Source organism: Providencia huaxiensis (assembly GCF_002843235.3).
GTDB lineage: Bacteria > Pseudomonadota > Gammaproteobacteria > Enterobacterales > Enterobacteriaceae > Providencia > Providencia huaxiensis.
Genome location: NZ_CP031123.2, coordinates 2,081,007 through 2,106,134, shown reverse-complemented (window position 1 = coordinate 2,106,134; position 25,128 = coordinate 2,081,007). Strand labels below are relative to the sequence as shown.

Below are 25,128 nucleotides of genomic sequence, written 5' to 3'. Positions count from 1 at the left end.
AAAAAGTGATTGATTAGGACAACAGCGTGAAAATTTTAGTCGATGAGAATATGCCCTATGCTCAAACTTTATTTAGTGAGCTTGGTGAGGTAAAAGCGGTACCAGGACGCCCTATACCAGAACAAGAATTAATTGATGCAGATGCACTAATGGTGCGTTCTATCACTAAGGTTAATGAATCACTACTCAATAATACCCCGGTTAAATTTGTTGGAACCGCGACTGCTGGTTTTGATCATATTGATACCGAGTGGTTATCAACGGCAAATATCGGTTTTTCATCAGCGCCGGGTTGTAATGCGATAGCGGTTGTTGAATATGTTATTTCCTCACTATTATTGCTAGCGGAACGCGATAACTTTGATTTGCGTGATAAAACAGTAGGAATTATTGGCGTTGGCAATGTCGGAGGGCGCTTAGCCGCTAGGTTATCGGCTTGGGGCGTCAAAACATTACTCTGTGATCCACCGCGAGCAGCTAAGGGGGACGACGAGCCATTTGTTTCTTTTGAAGATGTCCTCGAGCGCGCTGACGTCATTACCTTCCATACTCCGCTGAATATGTCAGGGGAATATCAAACTTTCCATTTAATGGATGAAGCGCGTTTAGCAAAATTACAGGCTGGCACCATTTTGATTAACGCAAGCCGGGGTGAGGTAGTTGATAATAAAGCACTATTATCTGTACTTAACCGAGGGAAAAAACTCAGTGTTATCTTAGATGTGTGGGAGCCAGAGCCTGATTTAGACACCGCACTTTTAGCATTAGTGGATATCGGCACGCCCCATATTGCAGGTTATACCCTAGAAGGCAAAGCACGAGGAACCACGCAAGTTTATGAAGCTTACTGTCAGTTTCTCGGCAAATCGTCACAAGTTTGCCTTTCATCCTTACTGCCTAAGCCAGATATCAATCAATTGACTTTCAATGGTAAATTAACGCAAAACCAGCTCAAAAGGTTAGTGCATCTCGTGTATGATGTGCGCCGAGATGACGCAGCGTTAAGAGCGGTTGCAGGGGTAAAAGGCGAATTTGATAAACTGCGCAAAAATTACCAAGAACGCCGTGAATGGTCATCCCTTGAAATTATTTGTGATAATGAACAAACGGCATCGAAACTGAATGCGCTGGGTTTTAAGGCACGTTTAACCCACGCATAATAAATGTAGTTAAAATGAACATCTAATTAAATAGCCCCTAATTATTGGGGGTTGTTTGATTTTTTTTATTTTTTAGAGGAATAGCCATGACTGAAGGTTGGAATATTGCAGTATTAGGCGCAACCGGTGCTGTAGGTGAAGCTATTATTTCACTGTTACAAGAAAGAGAATTCCCAGTCGGCGAATTGTATTTACTTGCCAGCGAGCGTAGTGCAGGGGAGAGCGTGCGCTTTAATGGTAAAAGTATTCAAGTTGAAAATGTGGCCGATTTTGATTGGTCACAGGCACAAATAGCTTTTTTTGCCGCCAATGAAGGTGTGAGCCGAGAATATGCCGATTTAGCAGCGCAAGAAGGGTGTATTGTCATCGATACTAGCGGTGTATTTGCCCAAGAACCGGACGTGCCATTGATTGTTCCAAATGTGAATCCGCAAGTGTTAGCTGATTATCGCAACCGTAATATTATTTCATTGGCAGATAGCTCTGTGAGTCAATTATTAACAGCGATTAAACCGCTGGTGGATGCCGCAGGGTTAGGCCGTATTACCTTGACAAACATGCTGTCGGTTTCCAGCTATGGTAAAGCCGCAGTCGACGAACTGGCCGGGCAAAGTGCGCGTTTATTAAATGGTATTCCTGCCGAAGAGGGCCGTTTTAGTAAGCAACTCGCGTTCAATATGTTGCCATTATTGGCTGACATAGAAGGCAGTGTGGTTCACGAACGTCGTTTGGTTGAGCAAGTGCGTAAGGTATTGCAAGATGATGGCTTGCCAGTGGCGGTGAGCTTTATTCAATCCCCTGTTTTTTATGGTAATGCGCAAGTCGTTCATTTAGAAACATTGCGTCCAATGAGTGCAGAAGAAGCTAACGACGAACTTGAACGTTTTGAGGATATTCAGGTCTCAGAAGAGGGTGATTATCCCACACAGGTGACAGAAGCGTCAGGTCATGACCAATTAAGCATTGGTTGTGTTCGCAATGATTACGGCATACCTGAAATTTTACAGTTTTGGTCAGTGGCAGATAACGTGCGTTTCGGTGGGGCATTGATGGCAGTAGAAACAGCAGAAAAACTGGCTCAGGAGCTGTTTTACTAATGTTTGAGTCTACACAGTTGTATCGAATCGCCTTAGGTATTGAATACAACGGCAGTCGTTATTTTGGTTGGCAACGTCAGCAAGAAGTTAAAAGTGTTCAAGGCTGCTTAGAAGAAGCTTTATCAAAAATTGCTGCGGAGCCAATTAGCGTGTTTTGCGCAGGGCGTACCGATGCAGGTGTGCATGCCACAGGGCAAGTGGTGCATTTTGAAACCTCGGCCATCCGTAAAGAGGCGGCTTGGACGATGGGGACGAATACCCATTTACCTGCGGATATCGCTGTCCGCTGGTGTAAACCAGTGGCCGAGGAATTTCATGCACGCTTTAGTGCAACAGCACGCCGATATCGCTATGTGATTTTTAATCACCGTTATCGGCCTGCAATTTTGTCGAATGGCGTAACACATTTTCATTACCCGCTCGATGAAAAAAGAATGCATGAAGCGGCACAGGCGCTATTGGGTGAGCGTGATTTTACCTCATTCAGAGCAGTCCAGTGTCAGTCGAAGTCGCCATGGCGTAATGTGATGCATGTGAATGTCAGCCGCCACGGTAATTATGTGGTGGTAGACATCAAAGCCAATGCGTTTGTTCACCATATGGTAAGAAATATTGTCGGAAGTCTGTTGGAGATTGGCTGTGGCAATCAAAATATTGATTGGATGGCACATCTTCTTGAGTTAAAAGATCGCACGAAGGCAGCTGCAACCGCCAAAGCGGAAGGGTTGTATTTAGTGAGTGTCGATTACCCAGAGAAATTTGAGTTACCTCAGAATGTGATGGGGCCTCTTTTTCTGGCAGATGAACTGATGTAAAGCGAATTTTTATCTATCTCATAATTATTGCAAATAGCATGGATGCTATTATTAATGAGGATTATATGGAATTTATCACTTTTATTATCGACTTTATTTTACATATCGATGTACACCTTGCTGAACTGGTCAGAGATTATGGTACATGGGTCTATGGTATCCTGTTTCTGATCCTATTTTGTGAAACAGGGTTAGTGGTCACACCATTTTTACCTGGAGATTCGTTATTATTTGTTGCTGGCGCGATTTCGTCATTAGACAGCAATGACTTGAATGTCCATTTAATGGTCGCTTTAATGATCACCGCGGCAATTATTGGTGATGCAGTGAACTACACAATCGGGCGTATTTTTGGTGAGAAACTATTCAAAAATCCAGATTCGAAGATTTTTCGTCGTGTTTATTTAGATAAAACCCATGCTTTTTATGAAAAACATGGCGGTAAAGCGATTATACTGGCACGCTTTGTGCCGATAGTCAGAACTTTTGCGCCATTCGTTGCAGGAATGGGTAAAATGTCTTATCGTCACTTTGCGTTTTATAATGTGACGGGCGCGTTTATTTGGGTATTATTATTCACCTATGCAGGTTATTTCTTTGGTGAATTACCGTTCGTACAAAAGAATTTGAAATTACTGATAGTCGCGATTATCTTTGTTTCAATTTTGCCGGGTGTGGTTGAAATTATTCGTCATCGCCGGATCGCTGCAAAAGAAAAGCGTGCGGCAGCGCAAAAAATCGATAACCACTAAGCCGTTTAGCAAGGTGGTTTAACAAGTTTTTATCTACAGTGAGATATCATTGTGGTTTAATGGCAAAAAATTACATACTGGTGATAACCAGAGTGAATCAGACAAAAAGGTCCATTAATGAGCTGGATTGAAAAAATTTTAAAGAAAGGTAACTTGACCCAATCACATAAAGCCAATATCCCAGAAGGGGTTTGGACTAAATGCGATAGCTGTGGGCAAGTATTATATGGTGCTGAATTAGAGCGTAATTTATCCGTGTGTCCAAAATGTGACCACCATATGCGAATTCACGCACGTCAGCGTTTAGAAACCTTCCTTGATGAAAACTCAACAACGGAATTAGGTAGCGAACTTGAGCCAAAAGATATCCTTAAGTTCAAAGATTCAAAAAAATATAAAGACCGTATTGCTGCTGCGCAAAAAGAAACAGGTGAAAAAGATGCGATCATCGTGCTAAAAGGCACATTGAAAGGCATGCCTGTTGTGGCTGCAGCGTTTGAATTCGCCTTTATGGGCGGTTCAATGGCCTCTGTTGTCGGTGCGCGTTTTGTGCGTGCGGTTGAACAAGCTCTGGAAGATAACTGCCCATTGGTTTGTTTCTCTTCAAGTGGCGGTGCGCGTATGCAAGAAGCACTGTTATCATTGATGCAGATGGCAAAAACCAGTGCCGCATTAGCAAAAATGCAAGAGCGTGGTTTACCTTATATTTCAGTATTGACCGACCCAACCATGGGTGGGGTATCTGCAAGTTTAGCTATGTTAGGTGATATTAACGTGGCTGAGCCGAAAGCATTAATCGGTTTTGCGGGGCCGCGTGTTATCGAACAGACGGTTCGCGAAAAATTACCACAAGGCTTCCAACGCAGTGAATTCTTACTTGAGAAAGGCGCGATTGATATGATAGTTCGCCGCCCTGAGATGCGTGACCGTTTAGCTGAAATATTGGCAATGTTAACCAATAAACCAAGCTTTAATGAGACACCTATCATCGTAGCGGAAACGGTTGAAATCGACATTAACGCCGTTGATGAACTTGATGCCCAAGAGCCAAAAAAGGATTCTGAAAAGCATAAAAAAGATGATGAGTAATCTAATCATTCCTAACGCCAAGTCTCCTTTGGAGGCTTGGCTTTCTTATCTCACCGACCTACATAGCCAAAATATTGATATGGGGTTGGAGCGAGTCGGTCAAGTTGCTAGGAAAATGAACCTAACGCAACCTGCCCCCAAAGTTATCACTGTCACTGGAACCAACGGCAAAGGAACAACCTGTCATACGCTAGAGTCCATTTTTATGGCTTCTGGGCTAAACGTTGGGGTTTACAGTTCACCACATCTTATCCGTTATACCGAGCGCGTTCGTATTCAAGGGCAAGAACTTCCCGAATCTGATTTCTGTGAGGCATTTGCCACAATTGAAGCCCAGCGTGCAGATATTTCGCTGACCTATTTTGAATATGGCACCTTGGCTGCGTTACAGTTATTTAAACAAGCTAAACTCGATATTGTGATTTTAGAAGTCGGTTTAGGCGGGCGGTTAGATGCGACAAATATCGTTGATGCTGACATTGCAGCGATCACCAGTATTGCTTTAGACCATATTGATTGGTTAGGCGCAGACCGTGAGCACATTGGTTATGAAAAAGCCGGCATTTTTCGCAAAGATCACTATGGTGTCGTTGGTGAGCCAGACATGCCAGCTTCAATTGCTCAAGTGGCTGAGCAGTTAGGTACGCCGTTATTTCGTCGTGGTGTGGATTGGCAATACAGTGAGCAAGAAAATAGTTGGTCATGGAAAAGTTCACAGCGTGAATGGCATAATTTGCCGTTACCCAATGTCCCTTTAGCGAATGCCGCGACGGCACTGGGTGTGGTAAGTTGCTTACTGGAAATTGACACTGATATTGCCCAGAAAGTGACTGAATCCGCTATTCATCAAGGTTTGAAATCGGCTCAATTACCGGGTCGATTCCAAATTATCGGTGAAAAACCGTTAATGATATTGGATGTCGCTCATAACCCACATGCAGCTGGGTACTTAGTCAGTAAATTAGCTACCTTACCGGAAACTAAAAACCGTCGCATTCGCGCGGTGGTTGGGATGCTAGGCGATAAAGATATCAAAGGGACGCTTGAGTGCTTATCACAACAAGTCACCGACTGGTACCTTGCGCCATTAACTGAGTTTAGGGGAGCCGATGTGGCCCAACTTAGTCAATATTTACCAGCAGCTAACCAGTTTGGCAGTGTAGAAAAAGCGTGGCAACAAGCTTGCATCGATGCAAACGAGCAAGATGTGATTGTGGTGTGCGGGTCATTTCATACCGTCGCTCACGTCATGATGTTATTGGAAAATCAAGAAGGATAGTGCCGGTGGCTAGTAAATTTCAGAATCGACTTGCTGGCGCCATTGTGCTCGTAGCAGTAGGTGTCATTGTGCTTCCTGCTCTGCTTGATGGCGATAAAAAATACAATGAAAATGAATTTGCGGCCATTCCTATTATCCCTAAACCGGGTGATGAAGAAGATATTGAGGCAATCGCGCCTATTGTGAGTACGACAACCACCGCTTCTTCAGAAGGGGCTTCTGAAGCCATGTTGTCAGAAGCCATTACGCAGCAGCAAAACGAACAGGTTGAAACACGGCCATCGACAACAAGCCCTGCACCGAGCGTAGTTGAACCAGTCAAGCCAGATCCTAAGCCTGAACCTAAAGTTGAACCGAAACCACAACCGAAGCCTGAACCTAAGCCCGAGCCAAAACCTCAGCCACAGGGCAAAGCATTTGTGGTGCAAGTGATTGCATTGAACAATGCAAGTAAAGTTGAGGAGATTGTCGCTAAACTAAGGTTATCTGGTTACCAGGTGTATACGGTTCCTGCAAAACCGGTGAATAATAAACTCACACGTATTTACGTAGGGCCTGAGGCCTCAAGGCAGCGCTTAGAAGCCGCTTTACCTGAATTGAACAAGATTACGGGAACAAAAGGAATAATTCAAAGCTATAAACCTTAAAATAGAATTTCAATAATCCCTAAAAGGTAAGGGGATTTAGTAACTTACTGCGGCGATTATGATTTTTTCTTTTCGCCGCTATTTTTTTAAAATTGATAGAAAAATGGTTGCGCAAACGTTTTCGTTTTCTGTTAGAATGCACTTCGCTGATGTCGTGAGTGCGAATTTTGGAATAAAATATGGTCTGGATAGATTACACAATTATCGCCATTATTGGCTTCTCGGCACTAGTTAGCTTGATCCGTGGGTTTGTACGAGAGGCGCTCTCATTGGTTACATGGGGCTGTGCTTTTTTTGTTGCGAGTACGTTTTATCCTTATTTAGCGGGCTATTTTACTCGCTTTGAGGATGTGCTGGTTAGAAATGGCATTGCTATCGCTGCTCTGTTTATCGCCACATTAATTGTTGGCGCGGTGGTGAACTATGTGATTAGCTCGTTGGTACAAAAAACCGGGTTATCAGGCACAGATCGGGTTCTGGGGATCTGCTTCGGCGCGTTGCGTGGTGTACTGATTGTTTCGGCATTGCTGTTTTTTCTCGATACATTTACACCATTACCTCAAAGTGAGGACTGGCAGCGTTCGGAACTTATTCCGCAGTTCAGTCATATAATCAGGTGGTTTTTTGACTACCTGCAAAATGCGTCAAGTTTCCTACCGGAGAACATTTCTCCGTCTGGCTGATGAGGAAAGACTAAATGTGCGGTATTGTCGGTATCGCCGGTGTTACACCGGTAAACCAATCAATTTATGATGCTCTCACGGTGCTTCAGCATCGTGGGCAAGATGCAGCAGGTATTGCCACAATTGATGGCAAAAATAATATTCGTTTACGTAAAGCGAATGGCCTTGTAAAAGACGTCTTTGAAACCCGACATATGCTCAGACTACAAGGTTGTATGGGGTTGGGCCATGTTCGTTATCCTACAGCAGGCAGTTCGAGTGCATCAGAAGCACAGCCTTTCTATGTAAACTCACCTTTTGGTATTACCCTTGCACATAATGGTAATCTGACAAACGCTCACGAACTAACGCGAAGCTTATTTGAAACTGCTCGCCGCCATGTTAACACCACCTCTGATTCTGAAATACTACTGAACGTATTAGCGCATGAGCTAGATAGGTTTGACCATTTTCCTCTCGAGCCAGACAATGTTTTCAGTGCAGTGGCAGCCATGCATAAGAAAATACGCGGTGCATATGCATGCGTGGCATTAATTATTGGGCATGGCATGTTAGCCTTCCGTGACCCTCATGGTATCCGTCCGTTAGTATTAGGGCGCCGCATTACTGAAAGCGGTGAGCATGAATATATGGTCGCTTCAGAGAGTGTCGCGCTTGATACTTTAGGCTTCGAATTTTTACGCGATGTCGCTCCGGGTGAAGCGGTATATGTGACAGAAAGAGGGCAATTATTTACACGCCAATGCTCTGATAACCCACAATTAACCCCATGTATCTTTGAATATGTCTATTTTGCTCGCCAAGACTCTTTTATTGATAAAGTGTCGGTATATAACGCAAGATTACGTATGGGACAAAAACTGGGCGCCAAAATTGCCCGTGAATGGGAAGATTTAAATATCGATGTGGTGATCCCTATCCCAGAAACATCGTGTGATATTGCGCTAGAAATCGCACATATTCTTGATAAACCATATCGCCAAGGTTTCGTGAAAAACCGCTATGTAGGCCGTACATTTATCATGCCGGGTCAGCAAGAACGTCGTAAATCCGTACGTCGTAAACTTAATGCGAACCGTGCAGAGTTTCGTGATAAAAACGTCTTACTCATCGATGACTCAATTGTGCGCGGAACAACATCTGAGCAAATTGTTGAGCTAGCACGCGAAGCTGGAGCAAAAAATGTTTATTTTGCCTCAGCGGCACCCGAAGTGCGTTTCCCTAACGTGTATGGTATTGATATGCCAAATGCAAATGAATTGATTGCACACGGTCGTGAAGTGGATGAAATTCGTAAGCTTATCGGTGCAGATGGCCTGATATTCCAAGATTTAAGTGATTTGGTGGATGCTGTTAAAGAAGAAAACCCGGAAATCACGGAGTTTGAATGCTCGGTATTTGATGGTATTTATGTGACAAAGGATATCGACCAAAGTTATTTAGACTACTTAGAAAACTTACGGAAAGACGATGAGTTAAAGTTGAAGGACCAGAGTGAGGTTGAGGATTTGGAAATTTACAACGAAGGCTAAATTTTCGTCATAGTTTGGGCTACAGCGTTGTTGGCTTCATTCAGCTACCCAAGTCACATACTTTTGTATGCTCCTTGGGATAGCCTCATTTGCCGCCTAGCTGTAACCGAAACTATTTAGAAAATTAATGGTGATTGTGATTTTTTGTCGTCATTAAATTTACAGCGTTGTTGGCTTCATTCAGCTACCCAAGTCACATACTTTTGTATGCTCCTTGGGATAGCTTCATTCGCCGCCTAGCTGTAACCGAAACTATTTAGAAAATTAGTTATAGTTTTATAACTATGACTTGAAATGAAAGGATAAGTTACAGTTATATCTGATTTTAAATACGTAAAAATCAAGTAGTCTAGAGGGACATTAACTGTCTATTTGGAATGCTATATGGTCGACTTCAATTCCCTTCCTGATGTAATTAAACCTTTCGCAGATAAAATCAAAGCCACTAAAAAGCCGCTTGTTACAATGGCCTTAACCCCAATTGAAAACACTGTGTTATGGGAGAGTCGAGTCGGTGGTATGCCATATTTGCCACTGAATGAAAAATACCCGACGAATAGTGAAGGAACTCCTTTAAAGTTGTTGGCACAAATTAATTTTGCACAAATGCCTAAACTCGAAAATTATCCAGAAAAGGGTATTTTGCAATTTTTTATTGGCGGTGATGATTTATATGGTGCCGATTTCAATGACAGACAAAACCAAGAAGATTTCAGGGTTGTCTATTGGGAAGATATTATTGAAGACTCAAACCAATTAACCCAAGATTTCTCTGAGGTTATTGCAGCGCACAGCGATGATTATTATACACCGATAGACTGTCAATGCCGTATTGAATATGCGCTCGCGGAGCAGTACATCAGTATCGATGATTTCCAATTTGGTCAGAAAATTTTAGGGGTCGACAACCTCTACGATTATGAAGACCAATTTGAAGGTGAAGACTTTTACGACGAATGGGTTGAACCTTATAGTGATGCATTCGAGTCAGGCGCTCACTGCATTGGCGGTTATCCATTTTTTACCCAAAGTGACCCAAGGGAATATGAAGAAAAAATTCAACAATATGAATTACTTCTGCAAATCAATAGTGATTATGAAAGTGGGATCCTTTGGGGGGATATCGGTGTGGGTAATTTCTTTATTCACCCCGATGATCTGAAAAAACGTGATTTTAGTCGAGTCGTGTATAATTGGGATTGCGGCTGATAGCCAAAAAATTCCTCATAGCTAGAGCTACAGCGTCGTTGGTATCTGCCATTCTAGTGAGATTTGTATATAATACGGTGAGTTATCGTGAATAGGGCAGCGAAATGAAAAAACTGATCATTGGGTTAACCGGGGCAAGTGGGGCTATTTATGGTGTTCGCTTGCTTGAAGTGTTGAAACCTGTCAAAGAGGTAGAAACCCATTTGGTGATGAGTGCGGCTGCCCGACAAACATTAGCATTAGAAACAGATTACAGTGTCAAAGAGGTTCAACAGCTCGCTGACCATAACTATGATAGCCGCGATATCGCAGCTGCGATCTCTTCGGGGTCGTTCCGTACTGCTGGCATGGTGATCATGCCTTGTACCATGAAGACGTTATCAGGTATTGTTCATAGTTATACAGATACGTTGGTCACTAGAGCGGCGGACGTGGTACTGAAAGAAGGTAAAAAATTACTTTTAGGTGTCCGTGAAACGCCATTGCATGTTGGGCATTTGAAATTAATGGTTCAAGCAGCAGAAATGGGAGCCGTGATCATGCCCCCAATGCCTGCGTTTTATCACCAACCTGAAACAATCCAAGATATTATTGACCAAACGGTTAACCGCATTCTTGATCAGTTTGATATCGAACTAGAACAAGACCTATTTCACCGCTGGCAGGGGGCGAAATAATATTTACTGATCAGCATGTGGAATAAGCAAGTCAGTAAGCGCTTCTTTTAATTCGATATGTTCAAATTGAAAGCCTGCCTCTTCTAATCGTTTGGGGATCGCCTGTTGGCCACCCAAGACCAGCGCTGCAGATTCACCCATAATGGTCTTAATCACAAAAGCGGGTGTTCGCACAAATGAAGGGCGATTGAGAACATCACCTAATGTGGCAGAAAATAAGTCATTATGAACCGGATAAGGTGAGGTCATATTAAAAGGGCCAGAGAGTGTTGGAGTATCTAATAGAAAACAAATCGCACGAACCATATCATTGATATGTATCCATGGCATGTATTGTTTCCCGTCACCAATTGGACCTCCCGCACCCATTTTAAAAATGGGGAGAATTTTGGCAAGTAAACCGCCATTCGCTGATAACACTAAGCCGGTGCGTAATAAACAAACACGCGTTTTTTCTGATTGTGCATTAGCGGCTAAAGCTTCCCAATGCTGTGTGAGTTGGTGAGTAAATTCATCGTGGGGCTGTTCGTCTTCTGTGACGACTGATTGGCCTTGGTTACCATAATAACCAACGGCTGAACCCGATAAAAATACGCGAGGTGGTGTTTCACTGGCCGTAATTAATTCACTAAGCTGTTGAGTTAATTTCCAGCGGCTGTCACACAATAATTTTTTTTGTTCCTCTGTCCAGCGCTTGTCCGCGATGGGTTCGCCAGCAAGGTTAATGACAGCATCAAAGTCATTTAAGTGAGTTTGATCATTGAGCGTCGTCCAGCACTCAACAGCCTTGCAAAAATGGCTATAAACTTTTTGTGGAGAGCGGCTTAATACAGTAACCTGATGCTCTAGAGAGATCAGTTTTTGGATAAGTGGTGTTCCGATTAGCCCGGTGCCGCCTGTTATGAGTATCTTCATCGCCATCCCCGTCATATTTCAAACCGCAGCGTTGTTGCCTACGTTCTGTCACCTTAGTCACATACTTGTGTATGCTCCTAAGGATGCCATCTCTTAGCGCCTAGCTGCAATTTGAACTATTTAGGGGATACCCCCTGTCAATATACTCAAACCGCAGCGTTGTTGCCTACGTTCTGTCACCTTAGTCACAATACACCAACTTTGCGTATTAACTTTTCATTAGTGTCACAAACTACAGCGTTATGATTTAACTATAGCATTTGTGAACACAATTTGTATGATTTGCTTGGGCTACCTTAAAGAAACAGGATTTCATTATCATTGTAATAAAGAAGTGTTTTTTTATGATGGCAACCCATCACAAATTCAGCTAGGATCGTTTCTATAGTTGTGGATCAATGCAGATTAGTATTGTTTGGCACACAATAATAATCAGTCTAATGATATAAGCAGTTTTAGCTTAAAAATAAAAGGTTTACAGGATGGAACAACCAACCGAAGTCGTTGAGTGGGTCGATATTGTTGATGAAGACAATACGGTGATTGCTCAGGCAACACGTAGCCAAATGCGAGCAGAAAACCTACGCCATCGTGCAACTTACATCGTTGTCCATGATGGAATGGGAAAAATACTGGTTCAACGACGCACAGACATTAAAGATTTTCACCCCGGCTTCCTTGATGCAACAGCAGGAGGAGTCGTTACAAAAGGTGAAAACATCCTTGATTCTGCAAAGCGCGAAGCGGAAGAAGAGCTGGGTATTGCAGGTGTTCCTTTTGCTGAACATGGCCATTTTTATTTTGAAGATGCGCATTGTCGTGTATGGGGCGGGTTGTTTAGTTGTGTAAGCCATGGCCCATTCGCTTTACAAGAGTCTGAAGTGGCTGAGGTCAGTTGGTTGACCCCGAAAGAGATCAGTGCACGCTGTGACGAATTTACGCCAGATTCACTCAAAGCGCTTTCTTTATGGTTAACGCGTAATAATGAGTTAGAAAAAACCATCACTTGTGCTGAAAACTTATAACTACTCAGACTTAAATGATTAAAGGGCTAATTTATTTAGTCCTTTTCTTTATTTTCCCTAAAATCAAATCTCTAGCAAAGTTAATTTCTGGCTAATATATAACTATTAGTTATAAAAAACTTGTATGTTAAACGATGTATTCATTTCCACACTAGATATAATGTGGCAGATCTTAACATTTATCGTTTGCGATATGATGCACTGCGTGATGTAGATATGACGCTTCGAGAGAATAAAAATGATAATGAATAAACAGAATACTTTTTTGAAACAACAACACCTTGAGAACGTAACCCACAAAGCTCGTGAGATTATGGAGCGTGAAGGGATTGAAGCATTAATCGCAACAGTGGGTGATAATTTCTATCACTTAACCGGTTTTGCGAGCTTCTTTATGTATACTTTCAGGCAAACAGGCTCTGCGATCGCGGTTATTTTTCGTGATCCGTCTATTGAATCATTGGTTATTATGAATGAATTTGAAGCGGCAAATTTGTCACTTCAAATGCCTAATGCAAAGATTAAAACATTTCCAATTTGGGTGGATGTAGACGACCCTTACAATCCTGAAAATGGCAAAGTAATGAAGGCAAGGCCAATTAATAGCCCAATAGAAACGATTTTTAATATACTTAAAGAGGCGTTGTCAGATGCAGGCGTTTATGGAAAACCGGTTGCGATTGAATTAAACCAAATTACACATACTGGAAAAGTATGGCTGGATAAGGTTATCCCTGGGCTAAATTTGGTTGACTCTTCACCGTTATTTAATGAATTACGCATGATTAAAAGTGAGTGGGAAATTGCTCACCTCAGAAAGTCTGCACAAATTACAGAAGCTGGTATTGCTGCTGCGAGTAAATTAATTAGAGTTGGTTGTACTTCAGCAGAATTAACCGCAGCTTTTAAAGCGAAAGTGATGGAATTCCCTGAAACGAACTATAGCCGCTTCAATTTAATTTCAGTTGGCAGTGATTTTTCACCCAAAATGATCCCAGATGACCAGCCGGCAAAAGAAGGTGATTTAATTAAATTTGACTGTGGTGTTGATGTGGCAGGCTATGGCGCTGATATTGCACGCACATTTGTGGTTGGTAAACCGAATGAAAAAGTCGCTGCTATTTATCAAACCATTTTAAAGGGGCATCAATATATGCTAAGCCGAGTTGCACCCGGTGTCGCATTGAGTGATGTTTTTAATGAAACAATGGCACTGATCCGTTCCTCGGGATTGCCTTATTATAACCGTGGGCACCTAGGCCATGGGGATGGCGTGTTTGTCGGGTTAGAAGAAGCCCCTTTTGTGAGTGCTGCGACGACAGAAGTCTTTCGAGCTGGGATGGTCATGAGTTTAGAAACGCCATATTACGGGATTGGTGTGGGCGGCATTATGATTGAAGATATGCTACTCATCACTGAAGATGGTGTTGAAATGCTAAGTCATCTGCCCCGTGAATTGGTCTCTTTAGGGTAATGGAATAAGGAATTTTCTATGAAGTGGTATCATTATTTAGTTATTTTCCCAATCCTAGCATTAACCGTGGGCATTTATTTCGTTAACCAAGTAGAGCCTTTTGTGATGGGCTTGCCATTTTTAATGTTTTGGATTGTGGCATGGGTGATTATTACAGCTTTAGTGATGTTACTAATCAATGTATTAGATAATAAAAATACTAAGGAAACATCATGAGTTCCTCATTAATTATCATCACTGCATTTTTCTTTTTTAGTATTTATTTAGCTATCCGCGCTAAAAAAGGAAAAACGATGGATCACGAAGGATGGTCTGTCGGTGGGCGTAGTTACGGCGCACTGCTGGTTTTCTTATTAAGTGCAGGGGAAATATATACCACATTTACCTTCCTCGGTGGGAGCGGCTGGGCTTACGGAAAAGGCCCTGCAATCCTATATACCTTAGCGGTCAATGCGTTTATGGGGATCTTTTTATATTGGGTACACCCAAGAGTATGGCGCTTCGCAAAAGATAATGATGTCAGAACGATTTCTGAGTTATTTACCAAGAAATATCAAAGCCCGGGGTTAGGGTTATTAATTAGCTTAATTTCTATTGCTGCGATGGTGCCTTTATTTGTTTTGCAGCTCAAAGGATTAGGCATTATTGTTTCTCAAGCGTCTTATGGTGCAATTCCAGCTGATATTGCCATTTGGATTGGAATTATCGCAGTGACGTTGTTTGTGATGATTTCAGGTATTCATGGCTCAGCTTGGACATCAGCTCTGAAAGATCTAATGATTTTAATTGTGGTGGTGTTTATCGGTATTTATATCCCACTTCATTATTACGGTAGCTTTGGGGAGATGTTTAAAGCGATAGATACGGCAATGCCAAGCTTTTTAACCTTCTCCGAAACAGGGCTTAATATTCCTTGGTATATTTCGACAATATTCTTATCTGTGGTTGCCTATTTCTGTTGGCCACACTATATGGCCGCAGTGTTTACCGCAAAAGATGAGAAATCTCTGAAACGTAATAGTATTTTGATCCCAGCTTACAGCTTGATTATGCTATTTGCTTTTTTTGTCGGCTATGCGTCTATATTGCAAATTCCGCATCTTGAAGGGGCCGCGGTGGATTTATCGCTGTTTGAGATATCTAAAAGCACCTTCTCACCTATTGTTGTCGGTTTTATTGGCGCTGCGGGTATGCTAACGGCATTAGTTCCAGGATCGATGTTGTTGTTAACCACCTCCAATATGCTAGCAGGCGTTGTGCAAAAAGCGATGGGTGTGAGTGAAGAAAAACGCCAGTCAGGTGTTTATGCACGCTTTATGGTGCCTGTTGTTGCGTTAGTCAGCTTGTATTTTATTTTCCACAGTAACGATACTCTCGTAGCGATTATGTTACTCGGCGTGAATATTGTTGCACAGTTTTTCCCTGCTTTATTGATGAGCTTTAAACAACAAAACCCAATGACACCAGCAGGTGCTATTTGTGGGATTTCTGCGGGAGTTTTATTCCTTGCGGTAACCTATATCGAGAAAATTTCGTTAGCACAATTGTTCCCTTGGTTAGGGGAAAGTTTAAGTTTCATGAATATCGGTATTGCGGCATTTATTCTGAATATTATTGTTGCAGTAGTGGTGTCATTATTTACGCGTAAAAGATAGTCTATTAAATTACGGATGGTAATTTTATTTACCATCCGTAATGACATATTATGCATTTGGAACAACTTCATCCGCGATAATATCAACAGCGTCCTTTAAGTCTTCTAAGGTTATCACCTGTTCAGTATTACTTAATTGGTTCCCACTGTTTTTCCTAATGGCTTCATATAAAGGCAACCCAGTTTGTGAGTCAGTGACTTTCCATTCAAAATAAATATTCGTGTCAGCATCTCGGCTTCCTACTGCAAGTTGGGTTCCTGCTATTACTAACATAACAGGTAAAACTTCATAGGGTTTGAGTTCCTCGGCAGTTGCGCTAACAGAGGTAATGACACCTGCAAATTGTAATGTATTAGGCCCTGGTGTTTGGGTTAATTCAAAGTGCTTTTCTAGCTCTTTTTTGACCTGTTGATTCGTGTAATTAAGTAGAACCGTTGCGAATTTTTCATTTATTTTATTATGTTCATTAAGCGGTTTAAATTTTATAGGGGTAAAAATAAGCTTATTTTTTTGAGTTGTATTTAGTTGGTCTGAATGCCATGCTTTGATTATATTGCCAGACGGCGTTTTAACTTCAGATAAACGGTCATAGTTGCTCAAAAAATTTGATTGTTCTGTTGAGGAAGGAAGGCGACTAGAACAAGATGCTAGGAATAAAGTACCGATTATGATTATAAGATTTTTAGTTAGGTGATTCATATTATTACCATTGCTATGATGCGACACAAAAAATTAGTGCGAATGCTATCATCTGTAAATTTGATATAGTTAATAAAAAATGCGACTAATAAACTAGATGATAGTTTTATGGTAATTAATTTGTTTATTTGTGCTTATTGGTTTCAAATATAAAAAAAGCGCTCAACTGAGCGCTTTTTTACATCATAGAGATGAATTATGCGTTTTCGTTTTGTACGGCTTGGATTGCAGTTAATGCAACCGTATAAACGATGTCATCAACTAATGCACCACGAGACAAGTCATTGACAGGCTTACGCATACCTTGCAGCATTGGACCAATAGACACTAAGTCAGCAGAACGTTGTACTGCTTTATAAGTGGTATTACCGGTATTCAAGTCAGGGAAGATAAATACGGTCGCTTTACCTGCAACTGGCGAATTAGGCGCTTTAGATTTAGCAACGTCAGCCATCACTGCCGCATCATATTGTAATGGGCCATCGATGATTAAGTCTGGGCGTTTTTCTTTTGCTAAACGTGTTGCTTCACGCACTTTCTCAACGTCACTACCTGCACCTGAATCACCAGTAGAATAAGAGATCATCGCAACGCGTGGGTCAATACCGAACGCTTTTGCGGAATCAGCAGATTGGATAGCGATTTCTGATAATTGCTCTGCAGTTGGATCTGGATTGATAGCGCAGTCACCATAAACAAACACTTGCTCAGGTAATAGCATAAAGAAAACAGAAGAAACTAATGAGCTGCCCGGTGCTGTTTTAATTAATTGTAGCGGTGGACGAATAGTATTTGCCGTCGTATGAACTGCACCAGAAACTAGGCCATCAACTTCGCCTTTTTCCAGCATTAATGTCCCTAATACGACGTTATCTTCTAATTGCTCGCGAGCAACAACCTCAGTCATTCCTTTGCTCTTACGTAATTCAACGAGGCGAGCAACGTACTCTTCACGTACTTTAACTGGGTCGACAATTTCAATGCCAGTGCCGAGCTCAATACCTTGCGCTGCCGCAACGCGACGAATGTCTTCTGGGTTACCTAACAGTACACAAGTTGCGATGCCGCGTTCTGCACAGATAGATGCAGCTTTAACGGTACGTGGCTCGTCGCCTTCAGGAAGAACGATACGTTTGCCAGCTTTACGCGCTAATTCAGTTAACTGATAACGGAAAGCAGGTGGTGAGAGGCGGTTAGGGCGCTCAGAGTCTGCAACCAGTGATTCGATCCAATCGCTACTAATATGACGAGCCACGTAGTTTTGAATTTTTTCAATACGTTCGTGGTCATCTGCAGGGACTTCTAAGCTAAAGCTTTGCAGATTCAGTGATGTTTGCCATGTATTGCTTTTCACCATAAACACCGGCAGGCCTGTTTCGAACGCTTGTTCACACAGTTGGCGAATAGGCGGGTCAATGTTGTAGCCACCCGTTAGTAGAACCGCACCGATTTCAACACCATTCATTGCCGCTAGTGATGCAGAAACTAACACATCAGGGCGATCTGCGGAGGTCACTAATAGTGAGCCAGGGCGGAAGTGCTCAAGCATGTGAGGGATGCTACGTGCGCAGAAAGTCACAGATTTAACGCGACGGGTTTTGATTTCACCTTCGTTAACAACTTCTGCACCTAAGTGCCTTGCCATGTCCATAGCACGAGTGGCAATTAAATCAAAGTTCCATGGAATGGATGCAAGTACAGGTAAATTCAGCGCAGAAAGTTGCTTAGTATCGAGGTTAGCCACTGTCGCTTTAGTTGAATCATCAAAGATTTCAGACAGATCAGGGCGAGTACGGCCTTGCTCATCAACAGGCGCATTCACCTTGTTAATAATAACACCGATAATATTTTTATTACGTTGGCCGCCAAATTCGTTGCGTACTAACTCTAAACGTTCTTGCATTTGCGTAATGGAGCTATTGCCTGGTGCAGTGACAAAAACAATCTCTGCGCCTAATGTTTTGGCAATTTCATAGTTTAATGATTGAGCAAATGAATGTTTACGTGTTGGCACTAAACCTTCAATTAAAATCACTTCCGCATTTTTTGTGTGGTCATGATAACGAGCGACGATTTCTTCCATTAACACATCTTTTTTGGAAGAGGTCAGTAGCGATTCAACGTATTCCATTGTTAAGGGTTCAACAATGGTAGTAATACTTGAATGAGAGCGCAGGACTTCAGTGGTTTGGTCTTTGTTGCCAGAGACGCGTGGCTGTGCGATAGGTTTGAAAACGCTTAATTGAACACCTTTTTGTTCCATTGAGCGAACGACACCTAGGCTAACGCTAGTTAAGCCAACGCTGGTGCCAGTAGGTATTAACATAATTGTACGGGACACGGGAACCTCTTTATTTCGGTTACTCTAATGACAAAACGATACCGCCAGCATGTTGCTGGCGGTAGAAGTTGCTTATGCGGTTAAACGCGCAGTATCTTGGGCGATAACCAACTCTTCATTGGTTGCGATAACCAGAGCAGGGCGGCTGTTATCGGTGGTGATTAAACCTTCTTTACCGAAGCGTGCTGCTAAGTTACGCTCATGGTCATATTCGAAACCAAGGATAGCCAGTTTCTTCAAAGTAATTTCACGAACTTGCGCTGAGTTTTCACCAATACCACCTGTGAAGATGATAGCGTCAAGACGGCCTTCCATCAGTGCACTGTATGCACCAACGTATTTAGCTAAACGATGGCAGAAAACATCCATTGCGCGAGTGGCATCTTCTTTAGTGCCGTAGTTGTCTTCAACGTAGCGGCAGTCGCTAGTTACGCCAGTTAAACCTAATAAACCAGACTCTTTAGTCAGCATTTTGTTGATTTGATCAACGCTCATGCCTAAAGAATCATGTAAATGGAAAATAATTGCAGGGTCGATATCACCACTACGAGTTCCCATTACCAGACCTTCTAATGGCGTTAAGCCCATTGACGTATCTACACATTTACCATTAACAATAGCAGTAACAGAACCACCGTTGCCTAAGTGGCAAGTGATAACGTTTAGATCATCAACAGATTTGTTGAGTTTTTTCGCAGCTTCACGGGAAACATAGTAATGGCTTGTACCGTGCGCACCATAACGGCGGATACTATGCTCTGAATATAGTTCGTATGGCAATGCATACAGATAAGCTTCCTGCGGCATGGTCTGATGGAATGCGGTATCAAAGACAGCGACATTCTTGTTGATCAGATGCGGGAAAGATTTTCTTGCTTCTTCAATACCGATAAGGTGAGCAGGGTTATGTAATGGCGCGAATGGAATAGCCGCTTCGATGCCTTCAATCACTTCGTCTGTAATTAATACAGAAGAGGTGAATTTCTCACCACCATGAACAATACGGTGGCCAATGGAGGTGATTTGCTCTGATAGCTCAGGTTTTTCAGCAAGAATAGTGTTAACAATGAAATCCAATGCTTCGCTATGCGCTGCACCAGCACCTAAAGGCGCTTCTTTCTTAGCACCATCCATTTTCCACTTAATACGGGCTTCCGGGAGGTTAAAGCACTCAGCTAATCCAGATAAAAATTCATCGCCATTAGTTGGGTCGATGATGGCGAATTTCAGTGAGGAGCTACCGCAGTTTAGAACCAGTACCAGCTTACTTGACATGGAAATACCTATCGTTAATTGTTGTTGTGAAGCCTTTTAAACAACATGAAAAGACTCAGATTAAAAATATACTGCTAAAGCCTAGCGTATTTATGACCTGAAACATCATGATTGATATCATGTTAAAGGCGAAAAAGTTAAAGATCGTGAGACCTTTATGGGGTTGATAAAACAGGCGCTATTCTTTCCAGCAAAGGGTTATAAAAGTAAACCTTTGCATCTAGTGTTGAAATAACGACCAATAACCCCAATATATAACTGTTGTCTATCTTCCGTTTTGAAGATGGATAAAGCTAAAAAGTAACAAATGCAACAGCAATTCTAAATGCGGTAGATTCTACTAAAATTATTTTATATTTTATACGTTTTTTTTAAAAATAGGGGCTTTGATTGATTAAAATCATAAGTGACGTATAAAGTGGTGTTATAGCACAGGGTTACATTGCTATTAGAATAGCTGATATTTAGTAAAATGACTTAACTTAAGGTAAATGTAATGAAATAATTTCGTTATCTTAAATGTGCTATCATTTTACCATCGTGCAATCTATAAATTATTGCCTCAGTTTTTAAGAAGTCGATAGGAAACGTTTCATGAGTACATTACAAAGTACACCGCCCGGTTTTTTTAAACGCTTTAGATTAGGTAACCACTATCTGAAGACTTTTCCTATGGAGAAAAAACTGTCGCCAATCTTCCCCGAAATTCGCATTAACAAGGCTGTTCGCTTTGGTATTCGTTTTATGCCACCCATTGCAATTTTCACATTAGCATGGCAAATCGCATTAGGTGGGCAACTTGGTCCCGCCATTGCAACGGCACTGTTTGCCTGTAGTTTGCCAATGCAAGGTTTATGGTGGTTAGGAAAACGTGCTGCGACGCCTCTGCCATCGAGCTTGTTGAGCTGGTTTCACGAGATCCGTGATAAATTTACCGAAGCGGGTATTGTCATGGCACCGATTGAACAGCAACCCGATTATATGGCGTTAGCTGATTTACTAAAACGTGCGTTTAAGCAGCTGGATCGTTCCTTTTTGGAAGATATCTAAGAGATGATTTCCATTAAAAGGTAGATTTAACAATAAGTAATGCAAAAAACGTGTTTAGATCAATAAAAGCGATGTTTTCACTGTCTATGATTGATGTTGAATGCGAAGATAAGCCATACTTTTTAGTGGGAGAACCATGATGGAAATGACTAACGCACAACGCTTGATCTTATCTAATCAATATAAAATGATGACCATGCTTGACCCCGATAATGCAGAACGTTATCGCCGCTTACAAACCATTATTGAACGTGGTTTCGGTTTACAAATGCGTGAGTTAGACAGAGACTTTGGCCATTTAAGTGAAGACACCTGCCGTACTGTTATTGATATCATGGAAATGTACCATGCACTGCAAGTCTCTTATAGCAACATGGCTAATAAAGAAGACATTGATGGCCGCCGTGTGCAATTTTTGGGCTTTGATGCGGCAACAGAAGCGCGTTATCTGAGCTATGTTCGTTTTATGGTCAATACAGAAGGGCGTTATACCCACTTTGACAGTGGAACGCATGGGTTTAACTCACAAACACCAATGTGGGAAAAATATAATCGTATGTTAGCGATTTGGCATGCGTGTCCAAGGCAGTATCATTTATCAGCAGTAGAGATATCCCAAATCTTCAACGCTTAGTACTCATCATTCTTCGCGCTGTAGTGTTGTTGACTACATTCAGCTACTCGGGTCACATACTTTTGTATGTTCCCCGAGATATCTTCTCTAGTCGCCTAGCTACAGCGTGAATATTTAGAGCAATCTCGTCATACTTCACTTTATCGCCTAGAGACAAGGCAAATTATTTAGAGTAAATGGGATTAATAGGTATAAAATTTCAACTTCAAATTAACATTTCTTTCCTGTTTTAACTCTCTAGTGCATTCAAATCTAAGTCTTAGGCTCAATTCTTAATTATTTTTAATATTGAGGTTGCGTATATATGCCTATTTAGCGTTAACTAGTGGGCTAGAATCGATTCAACTTTTTATGTTATGCGAATTGCACAATTAAAGGGTAAAGGGGGAGATGTGAAGTTAAAGGCAAAAGGGTTTCTATTTGATTTAGATGGCACATTGGCGGATTCGCTGGCAGTTGTTGAGCGTTGCTGGTGTAAATTTGGTGAGCGAATAGGAAAAAGCCCTGAAGAAATTATTAACTTTATTCATGGGAAGCCAGCATTAACCAGTTTGCGTCACTTTTTACCTGAGGCGAATGATGAAGAAATTATGGGTTATTTTCGCTGGTTAGAAAAAATGGAAAGTGAAGATACTGAAGGCGTTATTGCTTTACCCGGCGCTATTGCTTTGCTATCGCGTTTAAATGAAATTGGCGCGCCGTGGGCGATTGTCACCTCTGGTACTGTACCAATTGCCCATGGCCGTCAACAAGCGGCAGGGTTACCAGAGCCTAAACATTGGATAACATTTGAAAAAGTGTCCAAAGGTAAGCCAGATCCAGAACCGTTTTTACTTGGGGCACAAGCACTTTCTCTTCCTACAAAATCCTGCATTGCCTTTGAAGATGCGCAGGCAGGCATCCATTCTGCATTAACAGCAGGCTGCCAAGTGGTCGCAGTCCATGCGCCAGAAGGCATGCCGCGTCGTGATGAAATCCAAGTAATTGTGAGTTCACTGGCACAAATTTCCGTTACGGGGCCTGACAATAATGGTGATTATGAACTTTTCGTGTCTAATTTGACTTAATGGTGATTTAATCAAAGAAATTCTCCGTAAAACATGCTTAACTGAATAAAATTCTTAGCAATGTTTTTTTTCGTCGAAAGGGGATATTTTGAACGGAGAATTGCTGTGGGTCTTGACCCTCCTATTAATTGCGATAGTTTTATTTACCACAAATAAGATCCGTATGGATGTGGTAGCGTTACTTGTCATTGTCGCGTTTGTATTGAGCGATACTTTAACGCTAGAACAAGCTACAGCCGGTTTTGCTGACCCTAACGTCTTGCTAATCGCTGCATTATTTGTCATCGGTGATGGCCTTGTTCGCACAGGGATAGCCTATCAAATGGGAGACTGGCTTGTTCGCGTTGCAGGAAGCAGCGAAAGCAAAATGCTGGTTTTCTTAATGCTCACCGTCGCTGGGTTAGGGGCTTTTATGAGCTCCACTGGGGTGGTGGCGATTTTCATCCCCGTCGTTTTAAGTGTCGCATCACGCATGAAAACGTCCCCTAGCCGGTTAATGATGCCATTAGGCTTCGCTGGGCTAATCAGTGGGATGATGACACTGGTGGCCACGCCACCTAATATGGTGGTGAACAGTGAATTGGTACGAGAAGGGATCAAAGGCTTTCAATTTTTCTCTATTACCCCGATTGGTATTTTAATTTTATTCGCGGGTATCGCCTACATGTGGCTGACAAGGCGCTGGCTAGGCAGTAACGAACCTGATAAACAACCAGTTAAATATCAGCGTACTTTCCGTGATTTAATTCGAGATTACAAGCTGACAGGCAGAGCTCGCCGTCTTGCTATCCGCAAAGGTTCCCCGCTTATTGGCCATACCCTTGATGAACTGCATCTTCGCTCTCGCTACGAAGCTAACGTGGTAGGGATTGAGCGTTGGCGTAAATTCCGTCGTGTGATGGTGAGCGCGACGGGGGGAACGGAGTTACGCGAGCGAGATGTCTTATTAATTGATATTTCTGTGAGTGATGACGACTTACGTCAGTTTTGTAGCGAACAACTCCTTGAACCCATGATTTTACGAGGTGATTATTTTTCAGAGCAATCACGAGACGTAGGCATGGCTGAAGTATCGATGAACCCAGATTCCGAACTATTGGGTAAATCGTTAAAGGATATTAAATTTCGTACTCGCTATGGTTTGAACGTTGTTGGTATTCGTCGTGATGGCAAGGCATTGGATGGAAAACTAGTTGATGAACCGCTTAGATTAGGGGATATTTTATTAGTCATTGGTGATTGGAAATTAATCCGGGTTTTATCGACTAAGCCACGGAACTTTATTGTCCTGAATCTAGCTGCTGAAGTCGAAGCGGTTGCCCCTGCCGCCTCTCAAGCTCCTCATGCTTTATTTTGCTTGGCACTAATGGTCGCGATGATGGTGACCAATGAAATTCCTAATTTTATTGCGGCACTGATTGCCTGTTTATTAATGGGAAAATTTCGCTGTATCGACATGGAAAGTGCGTATAAGTCAATTCACTGGCCGAGTATCATATTAATTGTTGGGATGATGCCTTTTGCGCTCGCATTGCAAGAAACGGGCGGGATAGCACTTGCAGTTGATGCCTTGATGAAGATAGCGGGTGGGTTAGGTCCGCACGTCATGCTGCTGTGTTTATTTATCCTTTGCGCTACGATTGGTTTGTTTATTTCTAACACTGCAACAGCGGTATTGATGGCGCCAATTGCCATTGCTGCAGCACGTCAAATGGAGGTTTCTCCGTTGCCATTTGCTATGGTTGTTGGTATTGCTGCATCAGCTGCGTTTATGACCCCTGTTTCATCACCTGTTAACACTTTGGTATTAGGGCCAGGGGGTTATAAATTTTCTGACTTTTTGAAAGTGGGAGTGCCATTCACTATTATTGTGATGTTTATTAGTATTTTGGTCGTACCGGTATTATTTCCCTTTAATTAATTTTTGTTATTTATAATCTCAAAATTACCATCAATAACGAATGAAAAGTAAATCGTTATTGATGGTTTCTATTAAAAAAACGTAAGCGTTAATATTTATTCGTTTTTTCATTTGATAAACTAAATGCTAGCT

23 protein-coding genes are annotated in these 25,128 nt (G+C 42.1%); 19 read left to right on the top strand and 4 right to left on the bottom strand.

Annotated elements, in window-relative coordinates; all coding sequences use genetic code 11:
• Positions 1-26: 26 nt before the first annotated feature.
• The 11 genes from pdxB (at position 27) to CYG50_RS11485 (ending at position 10,940) form a co-directional block, all read left to right on the top strand.
• Complete coding sequence (gene pdxB, locus CYG50_RS11535) at positions 27-1,160, top strand: 4-phosphoerythronate dehydrogenase PdxB (RefSeq protein ID WP_102137618.1); 1,134 nt, start codon at positions 27-29, stop codon at positions 1,158-1,160.
• Positions 1,161-1,246: 86 nt separating this feature from the next.
• The gene (locus tag CYG50_RS11530; RefSeq protein WP_102137619.1) at positions 1,247-2,257 is read left to right on the top strand and encodes an aspartate-semialdehyde dehydrogenase; all 1,011 of its coding nucleotides are present in this window, start codon (positions 1,247-1,249) and stop codon (positions 2,255-2,257) included.
• Entirely contained in the window at positions 2,257-3,072 is an 816-nt protein-coding gene (gene truA, locus CYG50_RS11525) for a tRNA pseudouridine(38-40) synthase TruA (RefSeq protein WP_102137620.1), read from the top strand. Before CYG50_RS11530 ends, truA begins: the two co-directional genes overlap by 1 nt.
• Positions 3,073-3,137: 65 nt before the next feature.
• Positions 3,138-3,824 (top strand): DedA family protein, encoded by a 687-nt coding sequence (locus tag CYG50_RS11520; protein ID WP_042851864.1) that lies wholly within the window; start codon positions 3,138-3,140, stop codon positions 3,822-3,824.
• Positions 3,825-3,941: 117 nt separating this feature from the next.
• The gene (accD, locus tag CYG50_RS11515; RefSeq protein ID WP_102137621.1) at positions 3,942-4,913 is read left to right on the top strand and encodes an acetyl-CoA carboxylase, carboxyltransferase subunit beta; all 972 of its coding nucleotides are present in this window, start codon (positions 3,942-3,944) and stop codon (positions 4,911-4,913) included.
• Positions 4,903-6,192, top strand: coding sequence for a bifunctional tetrahydrofolate synthase/dihydrofolate synthase (folC, locus tag CYG50_RS11510; RefSeq protein ID WP_102137622.1), 1,290 nt, complete (start codon positions 4,903-4,905; stop codon positions 6,190-6,192). The genes accD and folC overlap by 11 nt, the downstream gene beginning before the upstream one ends.
• Positions 6,193-6,197: 5 nt before the next feature.
• Positions 6,198-6,839 carry a cell division protein DedD gene (dedD, locus tag CYG50_RS11505; protein ID WP_102137623.1) on the top strand — a complete coding sequence of 214 codons (642 nt, stop codon included), beginning with the start codon at positions 6,198-6,200 and terminating at the stop codon, positions 6,837-6,839.
• A gap of 179 nt (positions 6,840-7,018) precedes the next feature.
• Positions 7,019-7,522, top strand: coding sequence for a colicin V production protein (cvpA, locus tag CYG50_RS11500; protein ID WP_004912301.1), 504 nt, complete (start codon positions 7,019-7,021; stop codon positions 7,520-7,522).
• A gap of 14 nt (positions 7,523-7,536) precedes the next feature.
• A complete protein-coding gene (gene purF, locus CYG50_RS11495; protein WP_102137624.1) occupies positions 7,537-9,054 on the top strand; it encodes an amidophosphoribosyltransferase in 1,518 nt (505 codons plus the stop codon).
• A gap of 384 nt (positions 9,055-9,438) precedes the next feature.
• Entirely contained in the window at positions 9,439-10,263 is an 825-nt protein-coding gene (locus CYG50_RS11490; RefSeq protein ID WP_102137625.1) for a YwqG family protein, read from the top strand.
• A 104-nt stretch (positions 10,264-10,367) separates the two neighbouring features.
• Positions 10,368-10,940 (top strand): UbiX family flavin prenyltransferase, encoded by a 573-nt coding sequence (locus CYG50_RS11485; protein ID WP_102137626.1) that lies wholly within the window; start codon positions 10,368-10,370, stop codon positions 10,938-10,940.
• A 3-nt stretch (positions 10,941-10,943) separates the two neighbouring features.
• On the opposite strand, the gene CYG50_RS11480 is transcribed toward CYG50_RS11485, so the two are convergent.
• A complete protein-coding gene (locus CYG50_RS11480) occupies positions 10,944-11,855 on the bottom strand; it encodes a TIGR01777 family oxidoreductase (protein ID WP_102137627.1) in 912 nt (303 codons plus the stop codon).
• A gap of 482 nt (positions 11,856-12,337) precedes the next feature.
• Here CYG50_RS11480 and yfcD point away from each other — a divergent pair, with 482 nt between their 5' ends.
• The 4 genes from yfcD to CYG50_RS11460 all read left to right on the top strand — a co-directional run bounded on the left by yfcD (position 12,338) and on the right by CYG50_RS11460 (position 16,009).
• Positions 12,338-12,880: an NUDIX hydrolase YfcD gene (yfcD, locus tag CYG50_RS11475; protein WP_102137628.1), complete on the top strand. Its 543-nt coding sequence runs from the start codon at positions 12,338-12,340 to the stop codon at positions 12,878-12,880.
• Between the two features lie 244 nt (positions 12,881-13,124).
• A complete protein-coding gene (locus CYG50_RS11470) occupies positions 13,125-14,354 on the top strand; it encodes a M24 family metallopeptidase (RefSeq protein ID WP_181490111.1) in 1,230 nt (409 codons plus the stop codon).
• A gap of 18 nt (positions 14,355-14,372) precedes the next feature.
• On the top strand, positions 14,373-14,570 hold the full coding sequence (locus CYG50_RS11465) for a DUF3311 domain-containing protein (protein ID WP_102137630.1): 198 nt from the start codon (positions 14,373-14,375) through the stop codon (positions 14,568-14,570).
• Positions 14,567-16,009: a sodium:solute symporter family protein gene (locus tag CYG50_RS11460; protein WP_102137631.1), complete on the top strand. Its 1,443-nt coding sequence runs from the start codon at positions 14,567-14,569 to the stop codon at positions 16,007-16,009. The genes CYG50_RS11465 and CYG50_RS11460 overlap by 4 nt, the downstream gene beginning before the upstream one ends.
• Positions 16,010-16,057: 48 nt before the next feature.
• Here the strand turns inward: CYG50_RS11460 and CYG50_RS11455 are convergent, their stop codons facing one another.
• The 3 genes from CYG50_RS11455 to ackA form a co-directional block, all read right to left on the bottom strand.
• Complete coding sequence (locus tag CYG50_RS11455) at positions 16,058-16,708, bottom strand: DUF3313 domain-containing protein (protein WP_102137632.1); 651 nt, start codon at positions 16,706-16,708, stop codon at positions 16,058-16,060.
• A 196-nt stretch (positions 16,709-16,904) separates the two neighbouring features.
• The gene (pta, locus tag CYG50_RS11450) at positions 16,905-19,034 is read right to left on the bottom strand and encodes a phosphate acetyltransferase (protein WP_181490151.1); all 2,130 of its coding nucleotides are present in this window, start codon (positions 19,032-19,034) and stop codon (positions 16,905-16,907) included.
• An 87-nt stretch (positions 19,035-19,121) separates the two neighbouring features.
• Positions 19,122-20,324, bottom strand: a complete 1,203-nt coding sequence (gene ackA, locus CYG50_RS11445; RefSeq protein ID WP_102137634.1) for an acetate kinase — start codon at positions 20,322-20,324, stop codon at positions 19,122-19,124.
• Between the two features lie 594 nt (positions 20,325-20,918).
• On the opposite strand from ackA, the gene yfbV reads away from it, so the two are divergent.
• The 4 genes from yfbV (at position 20,919) to CYG50_RS11425 (ending at position 24,996) form a co-directional block, all read left to right on the top strand.
• Positions 20,919-21,374, top strand: coding sequence for a terminus macrodomain insulation protein YfbV (gene yfbV / locus CYG50_RS11440; RefSeq protein ID WP_102137635.1), 456 nt, complete (start codon positions 20,919-20,921; stop codon positions 21,372-21,374).
• Positions 21,375-21,513: 139 nt separating this feature from the next.
• Complete coding sequence (locus tag CYG50_RS11435; protein WP_102137636.1) at positions 21,514-22,008, top strand: YfbU family protein; 495 nt, start codon at positions 21,514-21,516, stop codon at positions 22,006-22,008.
• A 392-nt stretch (positions 22,009-22,400) separates the two neighbouring features.
• Positions 22,401-23,075, top strand: coding sequence for a sugar phosphatase (locus tag CYG50_RS11430; protein WP_102137637.1), 675 nt, complete (start codon positions 22,401-22,403; stop codon positions 23,073-23,075).
• Positions 23,076-23,163: 88 nt separating this feature from the next.
• Positions 23,164-24,996 (top strand): SLC13 family permease, encoded by a 1,833-nt coding sequence (locus CYG50_RS11425; RefSeq protein WP_102137638.1) that lies wholly within the window; start codon positions 23,164-23,166, stop codon positions 24,994-24,996.
• Positions 24,997-25,128 lie beyond the last annotated feature (132 nt).

Excerpts from the sequence above, each read along its gene's own strand:
- CYG50_RS11490 (WP_102137625.1), top strand. The coding sequence starts at position 9,439 with ATGGTCGACTTCAATTCCCTTCCTGATGTAATTAAACCTTTCGCAGAT.
- ackA (WP_102137634.1), bottom strand. The coding sequence starts at position 20,324 with ATGTCAAGTAAGCTGGTACTGGTTCTAAACTGCGGTAGCTCCTCACTG.
- cvpA (WP_004912301.1), top strand. The coding sequence starts at position 7,019 with ATGGTCTGGATAGATTACACAATTATCGCCATTATTGGCTTCTCGGCA.
- CYG50_RS11530 (WP_102137619.1), top strand. The coding sequence starts at position 1,247 with ATGACTGAAGGTTGGAATATTGCAGTATTAGGCGCAACCGGTGCTGTA.
- purF (WP_102137624.1), top strand. The coding sequence starts at position 7,537 with ATGTGCGGTATTGTCGGTATCGCCGGTGTTACACCGGTAAACCAATCA.
- CYG50_RS11485 (WP_102137626.1), top strand. The coding sequence starts at position 10,368 with ATGAAAAAACTGATCATTGGGTTAACCGGGGCAAGTGGGGCTATTTAT.
- pta (WP_181490151.1), bottom strand. The coding sequence starts at position 19,034 with ATGTTAATACCTACTGGCACCAGCGTTGGCTTAACTAGCGTTAGCCTA.
- CYG50_RS11455 (WP_102137632.1), bottom strand. The coding sequence starts at position 16,708 with ATGAATCACCTAACTAAAAATCTTATAATCATAATCGGTACTTTATTC.
- yfbV (WP_102137635.1), top strand. The coding sequence starts at position 20,919 with ATGAGTACATTACAAAGTACACCGCCCGGTTTTTTTAAACGCTTTAGA.
- CYG50_RS11520 (WP_042851864.1), top strand. The coding sequence starts at position 3,138 with ATGGAATTTATCACTTTTATTATCGACTTTATTTTACATATCGATGTA.
- CYG50_RS11470 (WP_181490111.1), top strand. The coding sequence starts at position 13,125 with ATGAATAAACAGAATACTTTTTTGAAACAACAACACCTTGAGAACGTA.
- CYG50_RS11460 (WP_102137631.1), top strand. The coding sequence starts at position 14,567 with ATGAGTTCCTCATTAATTATCATCACTGCATTTTTCTTTTTTAGTATT.
- accD (WP_102137621.1), top strand. The coding sequence starts at position 3,942 with ATGAGCTGGATTGAAAAAATTTTAAAGAAAGGTAACTTGACCCAATCA.
- CYG50_RS11465 (WP_102137630.1), top strand. The coding sequence starts at position 14,373 with ATGAAGTGGTATCATTATTTAGTTATTTTCCCAATCCTAGCATTAACC.
- folC (WP_102137622.1), top strand. The coding sequence starts at position 4,903 with ATGATGAGTAATCTAATCATTCCTAACGCCAAGTCTCCTTTGGAGGCT.
- CYG50_RS11435 (WP_102137636.1), top strand. The coding sequence starts at position 21,514 with ATGGAAATGACTAACGCACAACGCTTGATCTTATCTAATCAATATAAA.
- CYG50_RS11480 (WP_102137627.1), bottom strand. The coding sequence starts at position 11,855 with ATGAAGATACTCATAACAGGCGGCACCGGGCTAATCGGAACACCACTT.
- truA (WP_102137620.1), top strand. The coding sequence starts at position 2,257 with ATGTTTGAGTCTACACAGTTGTATCGAATCGCCTTAGGTATTGAATAC.
- yfcD (WP_102137628.1), top strand. The coding sequence starts at position 12,338 with ATGGAACAACCAACCGAAGTCGTTGAGTGGGTCGATATTGTTGATGAA.